The organism is Thioalkalivibrio denitrificans, assembly GCF_002000365.1.
Taxonomy (GTDB): Bacteria; Pseudomonadota; Gammaproteobacteria; order Ectothiorhodospirales; family Ectothiorhodospiraceae; genus Thioalkalivibrio_A; species Thioalkalivibrio_A denitrificans.
Map to the genome: position 1 here is coordinate 1 of NZ_MVBK01000027.1, position 17,131 is coordinate 17,131.

The 17,131-nt window shown below is 68.6% G+C and carries 14 protein-coding genes; all 14 read right to left on the reverse strand.

Annotated elements, in window-relative coordinates; genetic code table 11:
• Window positions 1-14: 14 nt before the first annotated feature.
• A complete protein-coding gene (gene lpxC / locus B1C78_RS04580; RefSeq protein WP_077277972.1) occupies window positions 15-929 on the reverse strand; it encodes a UDP-3-O-acyl-N-acetylglucosamine deacetylase in 915 nt (304 codons plus the stop codon).
• A gap of 202 nt (window positions 930-1,131) precedes the next feature.
• Window positions 1,132-2,304, reverse strand: coding sequence for a cell division protein FtsZ (gene ftsZ / locus B1C78_RS04585; protein ID WP_425443955.1), 1,173 nt, complete (start codon window positions 2,302-2,304; stop codon window positions 1,132-1,134).
• Between the two features lie 158 nt (window positions 2,305-2,462).
• Window positions 2,463-3,698 carry a cell division protein FtsA gene (gene ftsA, locus B1C78_RS04590; protein WP_077277974.1) on the reverse strand — a complete coding sequence of 412 codons (1,236 nt, stop codon included), beginning with the start codon at window positions 3,696-3,698 and terminating at the stop codon, window positions 2,463-2,465.
• Window positions 3,699-3,731: 33 nt separating this feature from the next.
• On the reverse strand, window positions 3,732-4,553 hold the full coding sequence (locus B1C78_RS04595; RefSeq protein ID WP_245795310.1) for a cell division protein FtsQ/DivIB: 822 nt from the start codon (window positions 4,551-4,553) through the stop codon (window positions 3,732-3,734).
• Window positions 4,519-5,448 (reverse strand): D-alanine--D-alanine ligase, encoded by a 930-nt coding sequence (locus B1C78_RS04600; RefSeq protein ID WP_077277975.1) that lies wholly within the window; start codon window positions 5,446-5,448, stop codon window positions 4,519-4,521. The genes B1C78_RS04595 and B1C78_RS04600 overlap by 35 nt, the downstream gene beginning before the upstream one ends.
• Window positions 5,445-6,365 carry a UDP-N-acetylmuramate dehydrogenase gene (murB, locus tag B1C78_RS04605; protein ID WP_077277976.1) on the reverse strand — a complete coding sequence of 307 codons (921 nt, stop codon included), beginning with the start codon at window positions 6,363-6,365 and terminating at the stop codon, window positions 5,445-5,447. Before murB ends, B1C78_RS04600 begins: the two co-directional genes overlap by 4 nt.
• Window positions 6,365-7,786, reverse strand: a complete 1,422-nt coding sequence (gene murC, locus B1C78_RS04610; protein WP_077277977.1) for a UDP-N-acetylmuramate--L-alanine ligase — start codon at window positions 7,784-7,786, stop codon at window positions 6,365-6,367. The genes murB and murC overlap by 1 nt, the downstream gene beginning before the upstream one ends.
• A gap of 17 nt (window positions 7,787-7,803) precedes the next feature.
• On the reverse strand, window positions 7,804-8,889 hold the full coding sequence (gene murG, locus B1C78_RS04615) for an undecaprenyldiphospho-muramoylpentapeptide beta-N-acetylglucosaminyltransferase (RefSeq protein WP_077277978.1): 1,086 nt from the start codon (window positions 8,887-8,889) through the stop codon (window positions 7,804-7,806).
• The gene (gene ftsW / locus B1C78_RS04620) at window positions 8,886-10,091 is read right to left on the reverse strand and encodes a putative lipid II flippase FtsW (RefSeq protein ID WP_077277979.1); all 1,206 of its coding nucleotides are present in this window, start codon (window positions 10,089-10,091) and stop codon (window positions 8,886-8,888) included. Before ftsW ends, murG begins: the two co-directional genes overlap by 4 nt.
• On the reverse strand, window positions 10,088-11,416 hold the full coding sequence (gene murD, locus B1C78_RS04625; RefSeq protein WP_077277980.1) for a UDP-N-acetylmuramoyl-L-alanine--D-glutamate ligase: 1,329 nt from the start codon (window positions 11,414-11,416) through the stop codon (window positions 10,088-10,090). Before murD ends, ftsW begins: the two co-directional genes overlap by 4 nt.
• A gap of 55 nt (window positions 11,417-11,471) precedes the next feature.
• Window positions 11,472-12,554: a phospho-N-acetylmuramoyl-pentapeptide-transferase gene (gene mraY / locus B1C78_RS04630; protein WP_077277981.1), complete on the reverse strand. Its 1,083-nt coding sequence runs from the start codon at window positions 12,552-12,554 to the stop codon at window positions 11,472-11,474.
• The gene (locus B1C78_RS04635) at window positions 12,535-13,914 is read right to left on the reverse strand and encodes a UDP-N-acetylmuramoyl-tripeptide--D-alanyl-D-alanine ligase (protein WP_077277982.1); all 1,380 of its coding nucleotides are present in this window, start codon (window positions 13,912-13,914) and stop codon (window positions 12,535-12,537) included. Before B1C78_RS04635 ends, mraY begins: the two co-directional genes overlap by 20 nt.
• Window positions 13,911-15,422 carry a UDP-N-acetylmuramoyl-L-alanyl-D-glutamate--2,6-diaminopimelate ligase gene (locus B1C78_RS04640; RefSeq protein ID WP_077277983.1) on the reverse strand — a complete coding sequence of 504 codons (1,512 nt, stop codon included), beginning with the start codon at window positions 15,420-15,422 and terminating at the stop codon, window positions 13,911-13,913. The genes B1C78_RS04635 and B1C78_RS04640 overlap by 4 nt, the downstream gene beginning before the upstream one ends.
• Complete coding sequence (locus B1C78_RS04645) at window positions 15,419-17,125, reverse strand: peptidoglycan D,D-transpeptidase FtsI family protein (RefSeq protein WP_077277984.1); 1,707 nt, start codon at window positions 17,123-17,125, stop codon at window positions 15,419-15,421. Before B1C78_RS04645 ends, B1C78_RS04640 begins: the two co-directional genes overlap by 4 nt.
• Window positions 17,126-17,131: the final 6 nt, after the last annotated feature.

The window sequence follows — 17,131 nt, forward strand, 5'->3', positions numbered from 1 at the left end:
CCGGGGCACAACCCTCAGAACGCGGTGACCGGCTGCGCGTAGGAGATCGGGGCGTCCTCGCCCTCGTCCTCGAAGGTGATGCACTCCCAAGCGTCTTCCTGGGCGATCAGGCTGCGAATGAGCCGGTTGTTCAGGTCATGACCGGACTTGTAGCCGGTGAAGGCGCCGATCAGGCTGTGACCCAGCAGGTACAGGTCGCCGATGGCGTCCAGGATCTTGTGTTTGACGAACTCGTCGTCGTAGCGCAGGCCGTCCTCGTTGAGGATGCGGAAATCGTCCAGAACGATGGCATTGTCCAGGCTCCCGCCCAGCGCCAGCTGGCGCTCGCGCAGCATCTCTATGTCGCGCATGAAGCCGAAGGTGCGCGCGCGGCTCACCTCTTTCACAAATGAAGTGGTGGAAAAATCCAGTTCCGCTGTCTGCACCCCGTTGCTGAAGATCGGGTGCTTGAAGTCGATGGAAAATCCCACCTTGAAGCCGTCGAACGGCTCGAAGCGGGCCCATTTGTCCCCCTCGCTCACCTCGACCGAGCGCCGTATGCGGATGAACTTCTTCGGCGCCTCCTGCTCCACGATGCCCGCCGACTGGATCAGGAACACGAAGGGGCCGGCGCTGCCGTCCATAATCGGCACCTCGGCGGCGCTCACGTCCACGTAGAGATTGTCGATGCCCAGACCGGCCACGGCAGAGAGCAGGTGCTCCACGGTGGATACCCGTACGGGACCGTCCACCAGGGTGGTGGAGAGCCGGGTATCGCCCACGTTGTCCGGGCTCGCCTTGATCTCCACGGGGGGATCCAGATCCATGCGTCGAAACACCACCCCGGTGTCCACGGGGGCCGGGCGAAGCATCACATAGACCTTCTCGCCGGTGTGAAGTCCGACGCCGGTGGCTCGGATGCTGTTCTTGAGCGTACGCTGTTTGATCAACGCGGGATTCCCCTCTGATTCGGAAACGCCGAATCCAGACATGCAGGTTCCGGGCCACGCCTTCTGTCGGGCGCGGATTGGGCCGGAGATGCAAAAAACCGCAACATTATGGCACCAAGCGGCCACAAATGCATGTTTTTAGTGCACATGCATCCCCACGGGCCGATTTTCCCGGCGAACGGCGCTGCCGCCGGCCTTCCCGTCAGTCCGCCTGCTTGCGGAGAAAGGCGGGGATGTCCAGGTACTCCATGTTCAGGTGCCCGTTGACGTCCACCGCGGCGTTGCCCTGGTTCTTGCGGATCACCGTGGGCCGCTCCAGATGCCCGTAGTCCGGCTCGGCCTCCGGCGGGGCCTCCACCAGCTTCACCTTGGGCTTCTCCTGGGGCTGCGCCGCCACGGAGGCCCTGGCCGCCGGGACATTGCTGCCCAGGCCCGTGGCCACCAGCGTCACACGCAGTTCGTCGGTCATCTCGGGGTCGATGACGGTGCCCACCACCACGGTGGCGTCCTCGGAGGCAAATTCCTTGATGGCGTCGCCCACTTCCTCGAACTCGCCGATGGACATGTCCAGCCCGGCCGTGACGTTCACCAGGATGCCCCGGGCCCCGGCGATGTTCACGTCCTCGAGCAGCGGGCTGGCAATAGCCGCCTCCGCCGCCAGTCGGGCGCGATCCTGCCCGGAGGCGCTGCCGGTGCCCATCATGGCCATGCCCATCTCGGACATCACTGTACGCACGTCGGCGAAGTCCACGTTGATCAGTCCCGGCCTGGTGATCAGCTCGGCAATGCCCTGGACGGCGCCCAGCAGCACGTCGTTGGCCGCCTTGAAGGCGTCCAGCAGCGAGATGTTCTTGCCCAGCACCGTGAGCAGCTTCTCGTTGGGGATGGTGATGAGCGAATCCACGTACTTGGCCAGGTTCTCCATGCCGGCCTGGGAGACGGCCAGGCGCTTCTTGCCCTCGAACGGGAACGGCTTGGTGACCACCGCCACGGTGAGAATCCCCATATCCTTGGCGATCTGCGCCACCACGGGCGCGCCGCCGGTGCCGGTGCCGCCGCCCATGCCGGCAGTGATGAAGACCATGTCGGCCCCCTCGATCACCTCGGCGATGCGGTCACGGTCCTCCAGCGCAGCCTCGCGTCCGATGATCGGATCGGCACCGGCACCCAGCCCCTTGGTGATATGTCCGCCCAGTTGCAGGAGCGTCTTGGCCGTGTGGTTTTTCAGCGCCTGCGCATCGGTGTTGGCGCAGACGAAATCCACGCCCTCGATGCTGGCGTTGACCATGTGCTGAACGGCGTTGCCGCCGCCACCACCGACGCCGATGACCTTGATCACGGCGTTCTGCGGAAAGGTATCCATCAGTTCAAACATTGTCATGCCTCCTCAACGCTTCGGTTGATCTGATTCGTGAAACAAAATCGGTCTTGTTGTTTTTCCAGGGGCCCGGCCTGCACCCGGCCCGAATCCCCAAGCCCTGAAATCTGTTCGCCCACCCCGCTCGCACTTCACAATTCGCACTTCCCACTTGCTCAAAAGTTGCCCTGAAACCAGCCCTTCATGCGCTTCCAGACGGCCTGGAGGTTGTTCATCTGGCGGCTCTCGACGCCGCGGCCCGCGCGGCTCTGGTGGCCGAACAGCAGCAGACCCACGCCGGTTGAATGAATGGGGTTTCTGACCACGTCCACCAGACCGCTCACGTGCTGCGGCAGACCCATGCGCACGGGCATGTGGAAGACCTCCTCGGCGAGGTCGATGACACCTTCCATCTTTGACGAGCCGCCCGTGAGCACCACGCCCGCGGCCACCAGTTCCTCGCAACCGGAGCGGCGCAGTTCCGCCTGCACCAGGGAGAGGAGTTCCTCGTACCTGGGCTCCACCACACCGGCCAGCGTCTGGCGTGACAGGCGCTTGGGCGCGCGGTCGCCGACGCTGGGCACCTCGATGGTGTCGTCGGGGTTGGCGAGCTGGCGCAGCGCGCAGGCGTACTTGATCTTGATGTCCTCTGCGTACTGGGTGGGTGTGCGCAGGGCCACGGCGATGTCGTTGGTCACCTGGTCGCCGGCGATGGGAATGACCGCCGTGTGGCGGATGGCGCCGTCGGTGAACACGGCGATGTCGGTGGTGCCGCCGCCGACGTCCACCAGGCAGACGCCCAGTTCCTTCTCGTCCTCGGTCAGCACGGCATGGCTGGAGGCCATCTGTTCGAGAATGATGTCATCCACCTCCAGCCCGCAGCGGCGCACGCACTTGACGATGTTCTGCGCGGCGGACACCGCACCGGTGACCAGATGCACCTTGGCCTCCAGGCGCACGCCGGACATGCCCACCGGTTCGCGGATGCCTTCCTGCTCGTCGATGATGAATTCCTGGGGCAGGATATGCAGGATGCGCTGATCCGCCGGGATGGCCACGGCGCGCGCCGCGTCGATGACGCGATCCACGTCTGCAGCGGTGACCTCCTTGTCCTTGATGGCCACCACGCCGGTGGAGTTGAGGCTCTTCACGTGGCTGCCGGCGATCCCGGTGAACACGGAATGGATCTGACAGCCGGCCATCAGCTCGGCCTCCTCCACGGCCCGCTGGATGGACTGCACGGTGGACTCGATATTGACCACCACGCCCTTCTTGAGACCCCGGGAGGGATGGGAGCCGATACCGATGATCTCGATCTGGCCATCTTCGTTGATCTCGCCCACGATGGCCTCGACCTTGGACGTACCGATATCCAGGCCCACAATCATTCCCTTATCGGATCGCTTCGACATAGCGCCTCTCTTTATCCTCATCCTCACGGTCGTTCAGTGCGTCACCCGGGCCGGTTCGTCCCAGGCCACGGCGATGCCGTTGGTGTATCTCAGGTCCATGGTGCGGATCGCTTCGTCCCGGTGAGCCGCCACCCGCGGGTAGACCCGCAGCAGCCGCTCCAGGTGATCCGCACCGGTGTCGCGCCCCATGAGGATCCGCGCGCCGTCCGCCAGTTCGATTCGCCAGGCCTGACGGGCGTCCTCGCGCACGCCGGTCACTTCCAGACCCACGTCCGCCAGCCGGGCCTGCACGCTCAGGTACCGGCGCATGAGCGTGCGCTGACGCCCCGCGCCGCCCGCCAGCTCCGGCAGCCCCTGGGGCAACGTCTGTGGCGACGGCTCGAACACGTCGCCGAAACGGTTCACCAGCCCGCTGTCACCCCAGCGCGCCACCGGCACCTGCTCGGTGACACCCACGATCAACGTGTCGGGCCATTGCCGGCGCACGCTGATGCCGTACACCCAGGGAAGCTCCATGGCAGCGCGTTCCACCGCCCCGATGTCCACGCTGAAGAAGCCGCCGGTCACGTGAGGCGCCAGCACCTCTTCCAGTTCACCCCGGTCGATATGGCGCAGCTCGCCCTCGATCAGGACCGAACGGATGGGCAGCGTGTCGGGCTGCATCGCCCGGTCCACGCCCGCCGCGATGGCGCCCGCGCTCACCACGAGCACGCCTCCCCAGAAGAGCAGGCGAAGCGTGCGGCGCAGCCGCAGCCCCTGCCACCAGGGCGCCGGTCTGCCGCTCTGCTTGCGCCTGGCCATGGCATCCCGCTTCGCCACGTCATTGCCGCTCCCCGTGATCGAGGGTCTGCGCAAGAATGCGCAGCACCAGTTCCTCGAAGTCGATGCCCGCCGCCTTCGCGGCCATGGGCACCAGGCTGTGATCAGTCATGCCGGGCACCGTGTTCACCTCGATCAGCCACGCAACGCCGACCCGGTCCAACATGAGATCCACACGGCCCCACCCGGAAGCGCCCACGGCATCGAAGGCCTGCTTTGCCAGAGCGCGCAGGCGCTGCTCGACCGCGTCGTCCAGTTCGCTGGGGCAGTGGTAACGGGTGGTGTCCGACTTGTACTTGGCCTCGAAGTCGTAGAACGCCCGGGGCGTCTCCAGGCGGATCAGCGGCAGCACCTCGTCGCCCAGGATCGCCGCCGTGAACTCGTCCCCGGCCACCCAGCGCTCGGCAAACACGGCGCCGCCGCAGGTCGCCGCCTGTTCGTAGGCCGCCGGCAGGTCATCCAGTGATTCGACCCGGGTCATGCCGATGCTCGAACCCTCCAGGGCGGGCTTGACGATCAGCGGCATGCCCAGTCCGGAGGTCACGGCGGACCAGTCGGCGTCGCGATTCAGCACCTGGTAGTCGGGCGTGGGCATGCCGGCGCCGCGCCAGAGGCGCTTGGTGACCAGCTTGTCCATGGCGATGGCCGAACCCATGACGCCGCTGCCGGTGTAGGGCAGGCCGATGAGCTCCAGGGCCCCCTGGATGACCCCGTCCTCGCCGCCGCGACCGTGCAGTACGATGAACGCGCGCTGGTAGCGCCCCTGCTGCAGTTCGCCGATCACATCCCGACCCGCATCCACGCCGTGGGCATCCACACCGGCACGCTGCAAAGCCTCGAGCACGGCGCGCCCGCTCAGGAGCGAGATCTCACGTTCGGCCGACCAGCCGCCCATGAGCACTGCCACCTTGCCGAAGTCCGCGGGATTCATCGCCCGCCCTCCCCGGAACTCGCGGCCGCCTCGCCCACGATGCGCACCTCGGGCTCCAGGCGCACACCGAAGCGCGCCTCGACCTGCGCCTGTACGTGAAGGATCAGGGCTTCCAGGTCGGCCGCCGTGGCGTCGCCGGTATTGATGATGAAATTGGCGTGCTTCTCGGACACCTGTGCGCCGCCGAGACGGAAACCCTTGAGGCCGGCTGCCTCGACCAGGCGCCCGGCATGATCGCCCTGCGGATTGCGGAACACCGAACCGCAACTGGCGACACCCGTGGGCTGGGTCTCCGCGCGCTGTGCCAGGAGTTCGCGTATACGCGCCTTGCTCGCGGCGCCGTCACCGGGCGTCAGCTTGAGCGTCGCGGCCACGAACCACTCCTCCATGGGCGTGATCACGCTGCGATAGCCCACCTCGTAGCGGTCGGCGTCGCGCAGGTGCCGACGACCGGTGCGGTCCACGGTCTCCACGGTCTCCACGCAGGACCAGGTCTCGCCGCCCCAGGCGCCCGCGTTCATCGCCAGGGCGCCGCCCATGGTGCCCGGGATGCCGGCCAGGAACTCGGCACCGGTGAGGTCGTTGTCCGCGCAGAAACGGGCCACCTTGGCGCAGGCCACGCCGGCCTCGGCGCGCACCCGATCGCCCGGCAGGCGTTCCAGTCCGGTGAGGGCGCCGGACAGGGCGATCACCGTGCCGCGCACGCCGCCGTCGCGCACCAGCAGATTGCTGCCCAGCCCGAGCCACAGCAGCGGCTCGCTCTTGGGCAGCGTCGACAGGAACAGGGTCAGGTCGTCCAGGTCGGCAGGGCGGTAGAAATGCTCGGCCGGTCCGCCCACCCGCCAGGAGTTGTAGCGGGCCAGGGATTCATTCTCGAGCAGCTCCCCGCGCAGGGCTTGCAGGTTTTCTGCGGTCATCATGGATGCTCCTCCCCGGATACTCGGGCCAGGGCGGCGGGCAGCGAGGCGGCCAGTCCGCCCACGTTGCCGGCTCCCTGGGTCAGCAGGACATCCCCATCACGCAGCACGCCCTGCAGCGTGTCCACGAAGCGCTCCGGGGAATCGACGAAGACGGGATCAACGCGGCCGCGGGCACGAATGGCACGGGCCAGGGTGCGGCCGTCCGCACCGTGGATCGGCGCCTCGCCGGCCGGATACACGTCCAGCAGCACCAGGGCATCGGGCTCGGACAGGACCTCGGCGAAATCCTCGAACAGATCCCGGGTGCGCGTGTAGCGGTGCGGCTGGAAGGCCAGGACCAACCGCCGGCCGGGCCAGGCATCGCGCGCCGCGGCCAGCGTGGCGGCGATCTCGGTGGGGTGATGGCCATAGTCGTCCACCAGGGTGACGGTGCCGACGCCGGTGGCGATGTCCCCGTACACCTGGAAGCGCCGCCCGATGCCCTGGAAGTGGACCAGGCCGCGCTGGATGGCCTCGTCGGCGACACCCAGTTCGAACGCCACGGCCACGGCGGCCAAAGCATTGAGCACGTTGTGGCGGCCCGGCAGGTTCAGCGTCACTGCAAGCGGTGCCGTGCGCCCCGGCAGGGCGATGTCGAATTGCGTGCGCGTGCCTTCGGCCTTGAGGTTGCGGGCGGTCACGTCCGCGGCCGTATCGATGCCGTAGGTCAGCGTGGGCCGGCCCACCTCGGTGAGCATGGCCGCGATATGGCGGTCGTTCACACACAGTACCGCCAGCCCGTAGAAAGGCAGGTGGTGCAGGAACTCCAGGAACGTGCTGCGCAGCTTTGCGAAATCCCCCTGGTAGGTGGCCAGATGATCCGCGTCGATATTGGTGACCACGGCGATCATGGGCTGGAGGTGCAGAAAAGACGCATCGCTCTCGTCTGCCTCGGCCACAAGGTACGGGCTCTGGCCCAGGCGCGAGTGGCTCGCGGTGCTGTTCAACCGACCACCGATCACGAAGGTGGGGTCCAACCCGCCTTCGGCCAGCAGGCTCGCCACCAGGCTGGTGGTGGTGGTCTTGCCGTGGGTACCGGCCACCGCGATGCCGTAACGAAAGCGCATCAGCTCCGCCAGCATCTCCGCACGGCGCACCACCGGAATACGCGCGGCCAGGGCGGCCCTGAGTTCGGGGTTGTTCGCATCGATGGCGCTGGAGACCACCAGCACGTCGGCGTCGCGCACGTGGTCCGCTTCGTGGCCGCGGGACACCGTCAGCCCCAGGCCTTCCAGGCGTCGGGTCATGGCATTCTCGGCAATGTCGGATCCGCTCACCTGGTAGCCCAGGTTGGCCAGCACCTCGGCGATGCCGCCCATGCCCGATCCGCCGATGCCCACGAAGTGGATGCGCCGGATGCGCCGCATGGGGACGTTCATGCCTGTCACCGGAGTACTCATGCGCCCCGCTCCACGATGACGTCCAGGCAGTGACGTGCGACCGCTTCCGTGGCGTCGGGCATGGCCAGGGCGCGTGCCGCCTCGGCCATGGCCAGGGCACGGGTCCGGTCCATCACGGAAAGCTCCGCGGCGAGGCGCTTGGCGTCGAACTCCGCGGAGGGGATCAGCACGGCCGCGCCGGCCCGGGTGAGGTACCGGGCATTGACGGTCTGGTGGTCGTCCACCGCATGGGGGAAGGGCACCAGGATCGCCCCCAGGCCGGCCGCCGCCAGTTCCGACACCGTCAGCGCGCCTGCACGGCACACCACCACGTCCGCCCAGGCGTAGGCAGCAGGCATATCCTCGATGAAGGCGGTGATCTCGGCCTCCACGCCGGCCTTGACGTAGGCCCGACGGGCCTGGTCCAGGGTGCGCTCGCCGGCCTGGTGTCGCACCAGCGGACGGACCTCCGCGGGCAGGCGGGCCAGGGCGGCCGGCACGGTCTCGTTCAGGGCCAGTGCACCCAGGCTGCCCCCCAGCACCAGCAGACGCACGGGGCCTTCGCGGCCCAGGAAACGCAGGTCCGGCGCCAGCAGCGCACTGATCTTCGTCCGGACCGGGTTGCCCGTGTGGTGGGCACCCACCTTCTCCGGGAAGGTCCCGGGGAAGGCCTCCAGCACGCGCTCCGCCACCCGGGCGAGCCAGCGGTTTGTCAGCCCCGCCACGGCGTTCTGCTCGTGGATCACCAGGGGGATATTGAGCGCCGAGGCGATCAGGCCGCCCGGCCCCGAAGCGAACCCCCCCATGCCCAGGACCATCCGGGGCTTGAGCCGCATCAGCAGCCCGAGCGCCGCCCACAGGGCGATGCCCAGGCGCCAGGGGGCCAGCAGCCAGTTGACGATGCCCTTGCCGCGCAGGCCCGCCACCGGCAGCGTGTGCAGGGCGAACCCCGCGGCCGGCACGACGCGCGATTCCAGTCCGGCACGCGTGCCCAGCCATTGCACCTCCTCGCCCTCGCCGCGCAGGAACTCGGCCACTGCAAGGCCCGGAAAGACGTGCCCGCCCGTGCCTCCGGCCATGATGAGGATGGGACGCTCGCTCATGAGGCGCTCCTCGCCCGCAACGGGCGGCTGCCGCGCAGGGCGCCGGTCTCCACGGTCTCGCGGTGCACCCGCAGGAGGAGGCCCACCGCCGCGCAGCTCACCAGCATGGAGCTGCCGCCGTAGCTCATGAACGGCAGGGTCAGTCCCTTGGTGGGCAGCAGGCCCATGTTCACGCCCATGTTCACGAAGGCCTGCAGGCTGATCCACACGCCGATCCCGTAGGCCAGATAGGCGCCGAAGGTGTGGCCGGCCGCCTCGGCCGCCCGGGCAATGGCAAAGCTGCGCCAGAGGAACAGGCCGAACAGGAGCACCACCACGGTGACGCCGGCCAGACCCAGTTCCTCGGCCAGCACCGCAAACAGGAAATCGTTGTGCGCCTCGGGCAGGTAAAAGAGCTTCTGCACGCTGGCGCCGAGCCCCGCCCCGAACCAGGATCCGCTGCCGATCGCGATGAGCGACTGGGTGAGCTGGAAGCCACTGTTGAAGGGATCGGTCCAGGGGTCCACGAACGCCGTCAGGCGGGCCATGCGATACGGGGTGGTCACCGCCAGCGCCACAAGGGCCACGCCCACGGTGCCCAGCAGCAGCGCGAACTGCCAGAGCCTTGCACCGCCCAGGAACAGCAGCGTCAGGCCGATGGCCATGAGCACCACCGCCGCGCCGAAATCCGGCTGTGCGAGCAGGAGCACGGCCACGCCTCCCAGCACCAGCATGGGGCGCAGGAAACCGGAGAATTGCTCGCGCACCGCGCGGCCGTGGCGGCACAGATAGCCGGCCATGTACAGGGTGATGAGCAGTTTCACCACCTCGGACACCTGCAGGTTGAACAGACCCAGGCTGAGCCAGCGGGTGGAGCCGTTGACGGTGATCCCCACTCCGGGGATGAGCAGCACCGCCAGAAGCACGAAGGTGAGCGCCAGCAGCAGGGCCGTGGCCGCCAGCCAGTAGGCCAGCCGGATGCGGTACATGAGCGCCGCTGCCGCCAGACCGAGCAGCACGTACAGCGCCTGGCGGTAGAGGAAGTAAAAGGGATTGTCCATGTGGCGCTCGGCGATGCCCACGGAGGCCGAGGCCACCATCACCAGCCCGATCCCGAGCAGGGCCGCCACGCACACCACCAGCGTGAGATCGAGACGCTGCGCCAGCTGCACCCGCAGCTGCTCGGCGGCGTCCCGGCTCGCCTGGATGTCCACGGCGCTCACTGGGCCAGCTCCTGCACCGCGGCCATGAAGACCTCGCCCCGGTGCTGGTAGTTGTCGAACATGTCCAGGCTCGCGCAGGCGGGCGAGAGCAGCACGCTGTCTCCGGTCTGCGCGAGCCGCGCGGCCTCCGCCACCGCCGAGGTCATGTCGGGCACGGACACCACGGGCACCGTGTCACCCAGCGCACGTTGGATCACCGGTGCATCCTCGCCCAGCAACACCACGGCGCGAGCCCTGCCGGCAACCGCGTCGCGCAGAGCTGTGAAGTCCTGGCCCTTGCCCTGGCCGCCGGCAATCAGGACCACCGGGCCCGGAAAACCGGCCAGCGCTGCCAGCGTGGCACCCAGGTTGGTGCCTTTGGAGTCGTTGTACCAGGAGACCCCGCCGATGCGCGCCACCCACTGGCAGCGGTGCGGCAAGCCCTGAAACGCCATTAGCGCTTCCACCATGGCCTGGCGCGGCAGGCCCGCCGCCTCGCCCAAGGCCAGTGCCGCCAGCGCATTGGCGGTGTTGTGCCGCCCGGGGATCCGCAGTCGGGACTCGGCGATCCAGGGGATGTCGCCGCAGGCGAGCCACGCCTCTCCGTCGCGCGTGACCAGGCCCCATTCCCCGGGACCCGGCTCGCCGAGGCCAAAGCTCACGCGCCGTTCGCCGCCGGCCATGGCCGCCACCACCGGGTCATCCCGGTTGATGACGGCGGTTGCGGCGCGGGCGAGGATGCGGGCCTTGGCGGCGGCATAGGCGTTCAGGTCGTCGTAGCGGTCCAGGTGGTCCGCCGAAAGATTCAGCACGGCGGCGGCCACCGGCGACAGACTCTCCGTGGTTTCCAGCTGAAAGCTGGACAGCTCCAGCACGTAGAGCGCCGGTTCGGGGTCGGTGAGCAGATCCAGCGCGGGCGTGCCGATGTTGCCGCCCACGCCAACACTCATCCCGGCGGCGCGCGCCATCTCGCCCACCAGCGCGGTGACCGTGCTCTTGCCGTTGGAGCCGGTGATGGCCACCACGGGGGCCGTGACGATGCGCACGAACAGCTCGATGTCGCCCACGATCTCGGCACCGGCCTCCCGGGCCGCCGCCACGGCGGGCTCGCGCACGCTCAGCCCCGGGCTCACCACGAGACGGCGAGCGCCCTTGAACAGCTCGATGTCAAAGGGACCCGTGTGCACCGGCACGCCCGGGGCCAGCGCCCGCAGTTGCGCGAGACCCGGCGGTTCGGCACGGCTGTCGGCCACCCGAAACGGCGCGCCGCGCGCCAGCAGATGGCGCGCCACCGAAAGTCCCGTTGTGCCCAGTCCCACGATCAATGTCTCAACCGTCCTGCTCATGTCATGTTTCAGCGTGCTGTGTCATAGCCGGCGTCCGCCCGGTGAGATATGCGGGCTAGCGCAGCTTCAGGGTGGCCAGGCCCACCAGCACCAGAATCACCGTGATGATCCAGAAGCGCACGATGACCCGCGGCTCGGGCCAGCCCTTGAGTTCGAAGTGGTGATGCAGCGGCGCCATGCGAAAGATGCGCCGACCGGTGAGCTTGTAGGAGACCACCTGCAGGATCACCGACAGGGTCTCCACCACGAACACGCCACCCATGATCACCAGCACGATCTCCTGGCGGGTGACGATGGCCAGCACCCCGAGTGCGGCGCCCAGGGCGAGCGCGCCCACGTCGCCCATGAATACCTGTGCCGGGTAGGCGTTGAACCACAGGAAGCCAAGTCCGGCACCGACAAGTGCGCCGGTGAACACCACCAGTTCACCCACGCCGGGCACCGAAGGGATGCCCAGGTAGTCGGCGAACACGGCATGGCCGGCGGCGTAGGCAAACACGCCCAGCGCGCCACCCACCAGCACCGTGGGCAGGATCGCCAGCCCGTCGAGGCCGTCGGTGAGATTCACCGCGTTGCTGGTGCCGACGATCACGAACCAGGCAAGGAGAATGAACCAGGGCCCCAGTTCAATGGCCACGTCCTTGAACACGGGCACGAAGAGGGTCGTCTCCACCGGCGTCTGGGCGGAGTAGTAGAGCAGCAGGGCAATGGCGAAGCCCACCAACGACTGCCAGAAGAACTTGTGCCTCGCCGAGAGGCCCCTGGCATTGCCATAGCGCAGCTTGCGGTAGTCGTCGACCCCGCCGATCAGGCCGAACAGCAGCGTGGCCATGAGCACGATCCACACGAAGCGGTTGCCCAGGTCGCTCCACAACAGCGTGCTCACCGCCACGGCGACGAGAATGAGGGAACCGCCCATGGTGGGCGTGCCGGCCTTCGTCAGGTGGGTGCGCGGGCCGTCGTGACGCACCTGCTGGCCGACCTTGTAAAGGCTCAGCCGGCGGATCATGGCGGGGCCCACCAGGAAAGCGATCAGCAGCGCCGTGAGCACGCCCAGGATGCCGCGCAGGGTGAGGTACTGGAATACCGCAAACCCCCGGTAATACTGCGTCAGGAATTCAGCGAGACTCAGCAGCATGGGTGGCTCCCCCGGCATCGTGATTCTTGTGGTGATTGCCGGCCTGCAGGGCCTGGACCACCCGCTCCATGCGCTGGCTGCGCGAACCCTTGACCAGTACCGTCATGGAGGGATTCAGCATCGGGCGCAGTGCGTCGATGAGTGCCGCGCATTCCCCGAAGTGACGCGCCCCCTCTCCGTAGGCCTGCACTGCATGGGCGGTGAGCGGGCCGGTGGCAAGAAGGTGCTCGATGCCCAGTTCCCGCGCACGCCGCCCTACGTGGGCATGCAGTTGCTCGGCCTCGTCGCCGAGTTCTCCCATGTCCCCGAGCACCAGGCAGCGCTCGCCGGGGCTGGCCGCGAGCACATCCAGCGCGGCCAGCGTGGAGGCGGGGTTGGCGTTGTAGCTGTCATCCAGCAACAGCGCCCCGTCCAGTCCCGGACGCGGCGTGAGTCGGCCGCTCACCGGATGCACCCGCATCAGGCCGCGCAGGATCGCGCCCACCGGGATGTCCGCCGCCGTTGCCGCGGCAGCGGCGGCCAGCGCGTTCATGGCGTTGTGCCGGCCGGGGAAGGCCAGCGACAGGTGATGGTCCGTATCGCCCAGACGGATGGCCAGGTGGGCGGGCGCGGTCCAGGTGCCGGTGATGTCGGCAGGCTGTTCCAGCCCGAACGTGATGATGCGGTGGCCCGTATTCAGTGAGCGCCAGTACTCGGCATACGGATCGTCGGCGTTGATCACGGCCGTGCCGGTCCTGCTCAATCCGCGGAAGATCTCGCCCTTTGCCCGAGCCACACCCTCGATGCTGCCGAAACCCTCCAGGTGGGCGGGCCCCGCGTTAGTGATCAGTGCGACGTCGGGTTTTGCGAGATCCGTGAGATAGGCGATCTCACCTGCATGGTTGGCGCCCATTTCCACCACGGCGTGCCGGTGGTTGCGCGCCAGTTCCAGCAAGGTGAGGGGCACGCCGATATCGTTGTTGAGGTTGCCCCGGGTGGCGAGCACCGGCCCGTGTTCGCGCGCGATGGCGGCGAGCATCTCCTTGACGGTGGTCTTGCCATTGCTGCCGGTCAGCGCGATGACCGTCACCGGCAGCTCCCGGCGCCAGGCGCGCGCCAAGCGGCCCAGGGCGAGCCGGGTGTCGTCCACCACCACCTGGCCCAGGCTGGTGGACAGCGTGCGGCTGACCATCACGCCGGCGGCGGGCAGGGCGTCTTCCACAAAGGCGTGCCCGTCATGGTGCGCTCCCGCCAGGGCCACGAACAGCTGGCCGTGCTGCAGGCTGCGGGTATCGATGCTGACACCCTCCGCCACGCCGTCCGGACCTTCCAGTCGGCCGTCGACCATGCGGGCGATCTCGGACAGTGACAGGATCATCATGGCCCGCCCTCCACCAGGCTGCGCGCCAGCGCACGGTCGCTGAAGGGGCGCTGCTCATCGCCCACGATCTGCACCGTCTCGTGACCCTTACCGGCCAACAGCACCACGTCGCCGGCCGCGGCTTCCCGCCAGGCCGCCTCCACGGCTGCGCGGCGGTTGAGCTCGAGCTGCACCCGCTCCGGGTGCTCGAAGCCTCCCATCACCTCCCGGGCGATGGATTCGGGGTTCTCGTGCCGGGGGTTGTCGCTGGTGACCACCACCCGGTCCGCGTATTGCTCTGCGGCCCGGGCCATCAACGGGCGCTTGCCGGGGTCCCGGTCACCGCCGCAACCGAACACGCACCACAGGCGACCACCGCAGTGGGCCCGCAGGGCGTGCAGCACCTGGGCCAGCGCCGCAGGGGTGTGCGCATAATCCACCACGAGGGTGGCCCCGGAGCTGCCCGCGAAACGCTCCATGCGGCCGGGCACCGTGCGCACCCGCGACAGCCGGTCCAGGCCATCGGACAGGCTCACGCCCAGTTGCAGCAGGGTGGTCAGGGTGGCCAGCAGGTTGGAGACGTTGAAGTCCCCCAGCAGGCCCGCCTCCAGGCGTCCGTCGCCCCAGGGCGTGTGGACCCGGAACGAGAGGCCATCGGCATGAAAGTGGACGGCCGTGGCCAGCACGTGATCCAGCTGCGGATCGGCGGCCGGGCGTTGCGTGCCATAACCGAGCACGGCCACCCTTCCTGCGTGACGCTCGGCCAGCAGGCGACCGAAGGCATCGTCGAGATTGAGGATGGCCGCCTCGAGGCCGGGCCAATCGAACAGGCGTGCCTTGGCCGCGGCGTACGCGGCCTCGTCCACGTGATAGTCCAGGTGGTCGCGGCTCAGGTTGGTGAGTACGGCGATGTCCAGCGCCACGCCGTTGAGGCGTCCCTGCGCGAGGGCGTGGGAAGAGGCCTCCATCGCCGTGTGGCGCACACCGCGACCGCGCAGGTCCGCCAGGCACCGGTGCAGCGAAACCGCATCGGGGGTCGTGAAGCCGCTGTCGGTCAGGGTGCCGTAAACGCCGGCGCCAAGGGTTCCGATGACGCCGCAGCGGCCCGGTTCGGGGTCCAGGGCCTGTGCAAGAAACTGGGTCACCGATGTCTTGCCGTCGGTACCCGTCACGCCCACCAGCTTCATGGCCCGCGAGGGATGCCCGAAGAAGCGGTCCGCCACTTCGCCCAGGTACCGGGAGAGTTCGGGCAACGCCACGCACGGGATCTCCAGGTCTGTGGGCGGCCGAACGCCTTCCACAGGTTCCCACACCACGGCGACGGCGCCCCGGTCCCCGGCCTCACGGGCGTGGGCCAGACCGTGCGTGCGATGACCCGCCAGGGCAAAAAACACCGCGCCGGGCTGGGCCCGGCGACTGTCGATGCAGAGGTCCGTCACCCGGACATCCTGACCGGGCGGGACCGGTGCCAGCCCCTCAAGCAGGGCGGCCAGGCTCCATTCGGCGGGAGCGGATTGCATGGCCATCATACCGCCCCCTCCCCCGCCGACACCTGCTGCAACCCGGGCAGATCGTCCGGCGCGACGTCCAGCAGACGCAGGGCACCCTGCATGACGCGTGCGAACACCGGCGCGGCCACCTGGCCGCCGTAGTAGTCCTCGCCGGCGGGTTCGTCGATGGTCACCACCATGACCAGTCGCGGCGCGCTGGCCGGCGCCATGCCCGCAAACATCGATACGTAGCGGTCCTCCGCGTAGCCGCCGACACCGCTCTTGCGCACCGTGCCGGTCTTGCCGGCCACGCGGTAACTCTCCACGGCGGCGCGATGCCCGGTGCCCTCGCGCGAAACGGCCGTTTCCAGCATGCGACGGATCTGGCGCGCCGTGTCCGCCGACATGACCCGCTCGACGTCACGCGTTTGCTGACCCTGCACGAAACGCGGTGCCGGCATGACGCCGTCATTGGCCAGCGCGGCGTATGCCCGGGCCAGTTGCAGCGGCGTGACGGACAGCCCGTAACCGAAGGCCAGGGTGGCCTGATCCACCTCTCGCCAGTAGAAGAAGTCACGCAACAGGCCGGGGGCCTCGCCGGGCAGCCCGCTGCCGGTGCTGCGCCCCAGGCCGGCCCGGTGCAGGAGCCCCCACATCGCCTCCGGCTCCATGTCCAGGGCGAGCTTGGTGGCACCGATGTTGGATGACTTGGCGATCAGGGTGGCGAGATCGATACGCCCGTAGTCGCGAATGTCGCGGATGGTGTGGCGGCCCACCCGATACATCCCGGGCGCGGTGTCCAGCGTGATGTCGGGGCGCACCGCCCCGCTCTCCAGGGCCGCAGCCACCGTGAACGGCTTGATGGTCGAGCCCGGCTCGAACACGTCAGTGGCAGCGCGATTGCGCGAGGCCTCGACAACGAGACCGGCCCGGTTGTTGGGGTTGAAGGCCGGCTGGTTGGCCATGGCCAGGATATCGCCGTTGCGTGCGTCCATGATCACCAGGGATCCGCCTCGCGCGCCATGGGCCTGCACCGCCGCCTTGAGCTCCCGATAGGCCAGGTACTGGACCCGCTGGTCCAGCGTCAGGGTGACGTCCTTGCCGGGCCGCGCGGGCCGGATGTTCTCCACGTCGCGGATGACGCGCCCCAGGCGATCCCGCAGCACGCGCTTGGCTCCCGGCTCACCCGTAAGCCAGCGGTTCAGCGACAGTTCCAGTCCCTCCTGGCCCTGGTCATCGATGTTGGTAAAACCCAGCACGTGTGCCGCCACCTCGCCCATGGGGTAGTAGCGGCGAAACTCGCGCTGCAGTGCCACGCCCGGCACACCCAGCGCCTGGACGCGGGCGGCCACGTCCGGGTTCACGTGGCGGCGCAGGTATACGAACTCCCGCGTGGCGCGCTCGCTGAGCCGGCGATGGAGTTCGCGGTGGTCGGCACCCAGCACGGCGGCGAGCTCGCGCAAGCGCTCCGGGCTTTGCAGCGTCTCCCGGGGATTGGCCCAGACGGAATCCACCGGCGTACTCACGGCCAGGGGCTCGCCGTTGCGGTCCAGCAACATGCCCCGGTGAGCCGGGATGGAGACCACGCGCAGGTGGCGGGCATCCCCCTCTCCGCGCAGGAAGTCCTGTTTGAGGATCTGCAGGTCAAAGGCGCGCGCGCCGAGCAGCACGAAGGCCAGGACGAAGAGCCCCAGCACCGCGTTGCGGCGAAATGCGCTGATGTTGTCCGGCGATTCCGGCATCGGTGC

Bases quoted from the DNA above. Each gene is read 5' to 3' on its own strand.
- murC (WP_077277977.1), bottom strand. From the start codon at position 7,786: ATGAACGTCCCCATGCGGCGCATCCGGCGCATCCACTTCGTGGGCATC.
- B1C78_RS04645 (WP_077277984.1), bottom strand. From the start codon at position 17,125: ATGCCGGAATCGCCGGACAACATCAGCGCATTTCGCCGCAACGCGGTG.
- B1C78_RS04600 (WP_077277975.1), bottom strand. From the start codon at position 5,448: ATGAATCCCGCGGACTTCGGCAAGGTGGCAGTGCTCATGGGCGGCTGG.
- B1C78_RS04635 (WP_077277982.1), bottom strand. From the start codon at position 13,914: ATGATGATCCTGTCACTGTCCGAGATCGCCCGCATGGTCGACGGCCGA.
- ftsA (WP_077277974.1), bottom strand. From the start codon at position 3,698: ATGTCGAAGCGATCCGATAAGGGAATGATTGTGGGCCTGGATATCGGT.
- mraY (WP_077277981.1), bottom strand. From the start codon at position 12,554: ATGCTGCTGAGTCTCGCTGAATTCCTGACGCAGTATTACCGGGGGTTT.
- ftsZ (WP_425443955.1), bottom strand. From the start codon at position 2,304: ATGTTTGAACTGATGGATACCTTTCCGCAGAACGCCGTGATCAAGGTC.
- murG (WP_077277978.1), bottom strand. From the start codon at position 8,889: ATGAGCGAGCGTCCCATCCTCATCATGGCCGGAGGCACGGGCGGGCAC.
- murB (WP_077277976.1), bottom strand. From the start codon at position 6,365: ATGACCGCAGAAAACCTGCAAGCCCTGCGCGGGGAGCTGCTCGAGAAT.
- murD (WP_077277980.1), bottom strand. From the start codon at position 11,416: ATGAGCAGGACGGTTGAGACATTGATCGTGGGACTGGGCACAACGGGA.
- B1C78_RS04640 (WP_077277983.1), bottom strand. From the start codon at position 15,422: ATGATGGCCATGCAATCCGCTCCCGCCGAATGGAGCCTGGCCGCCCTG.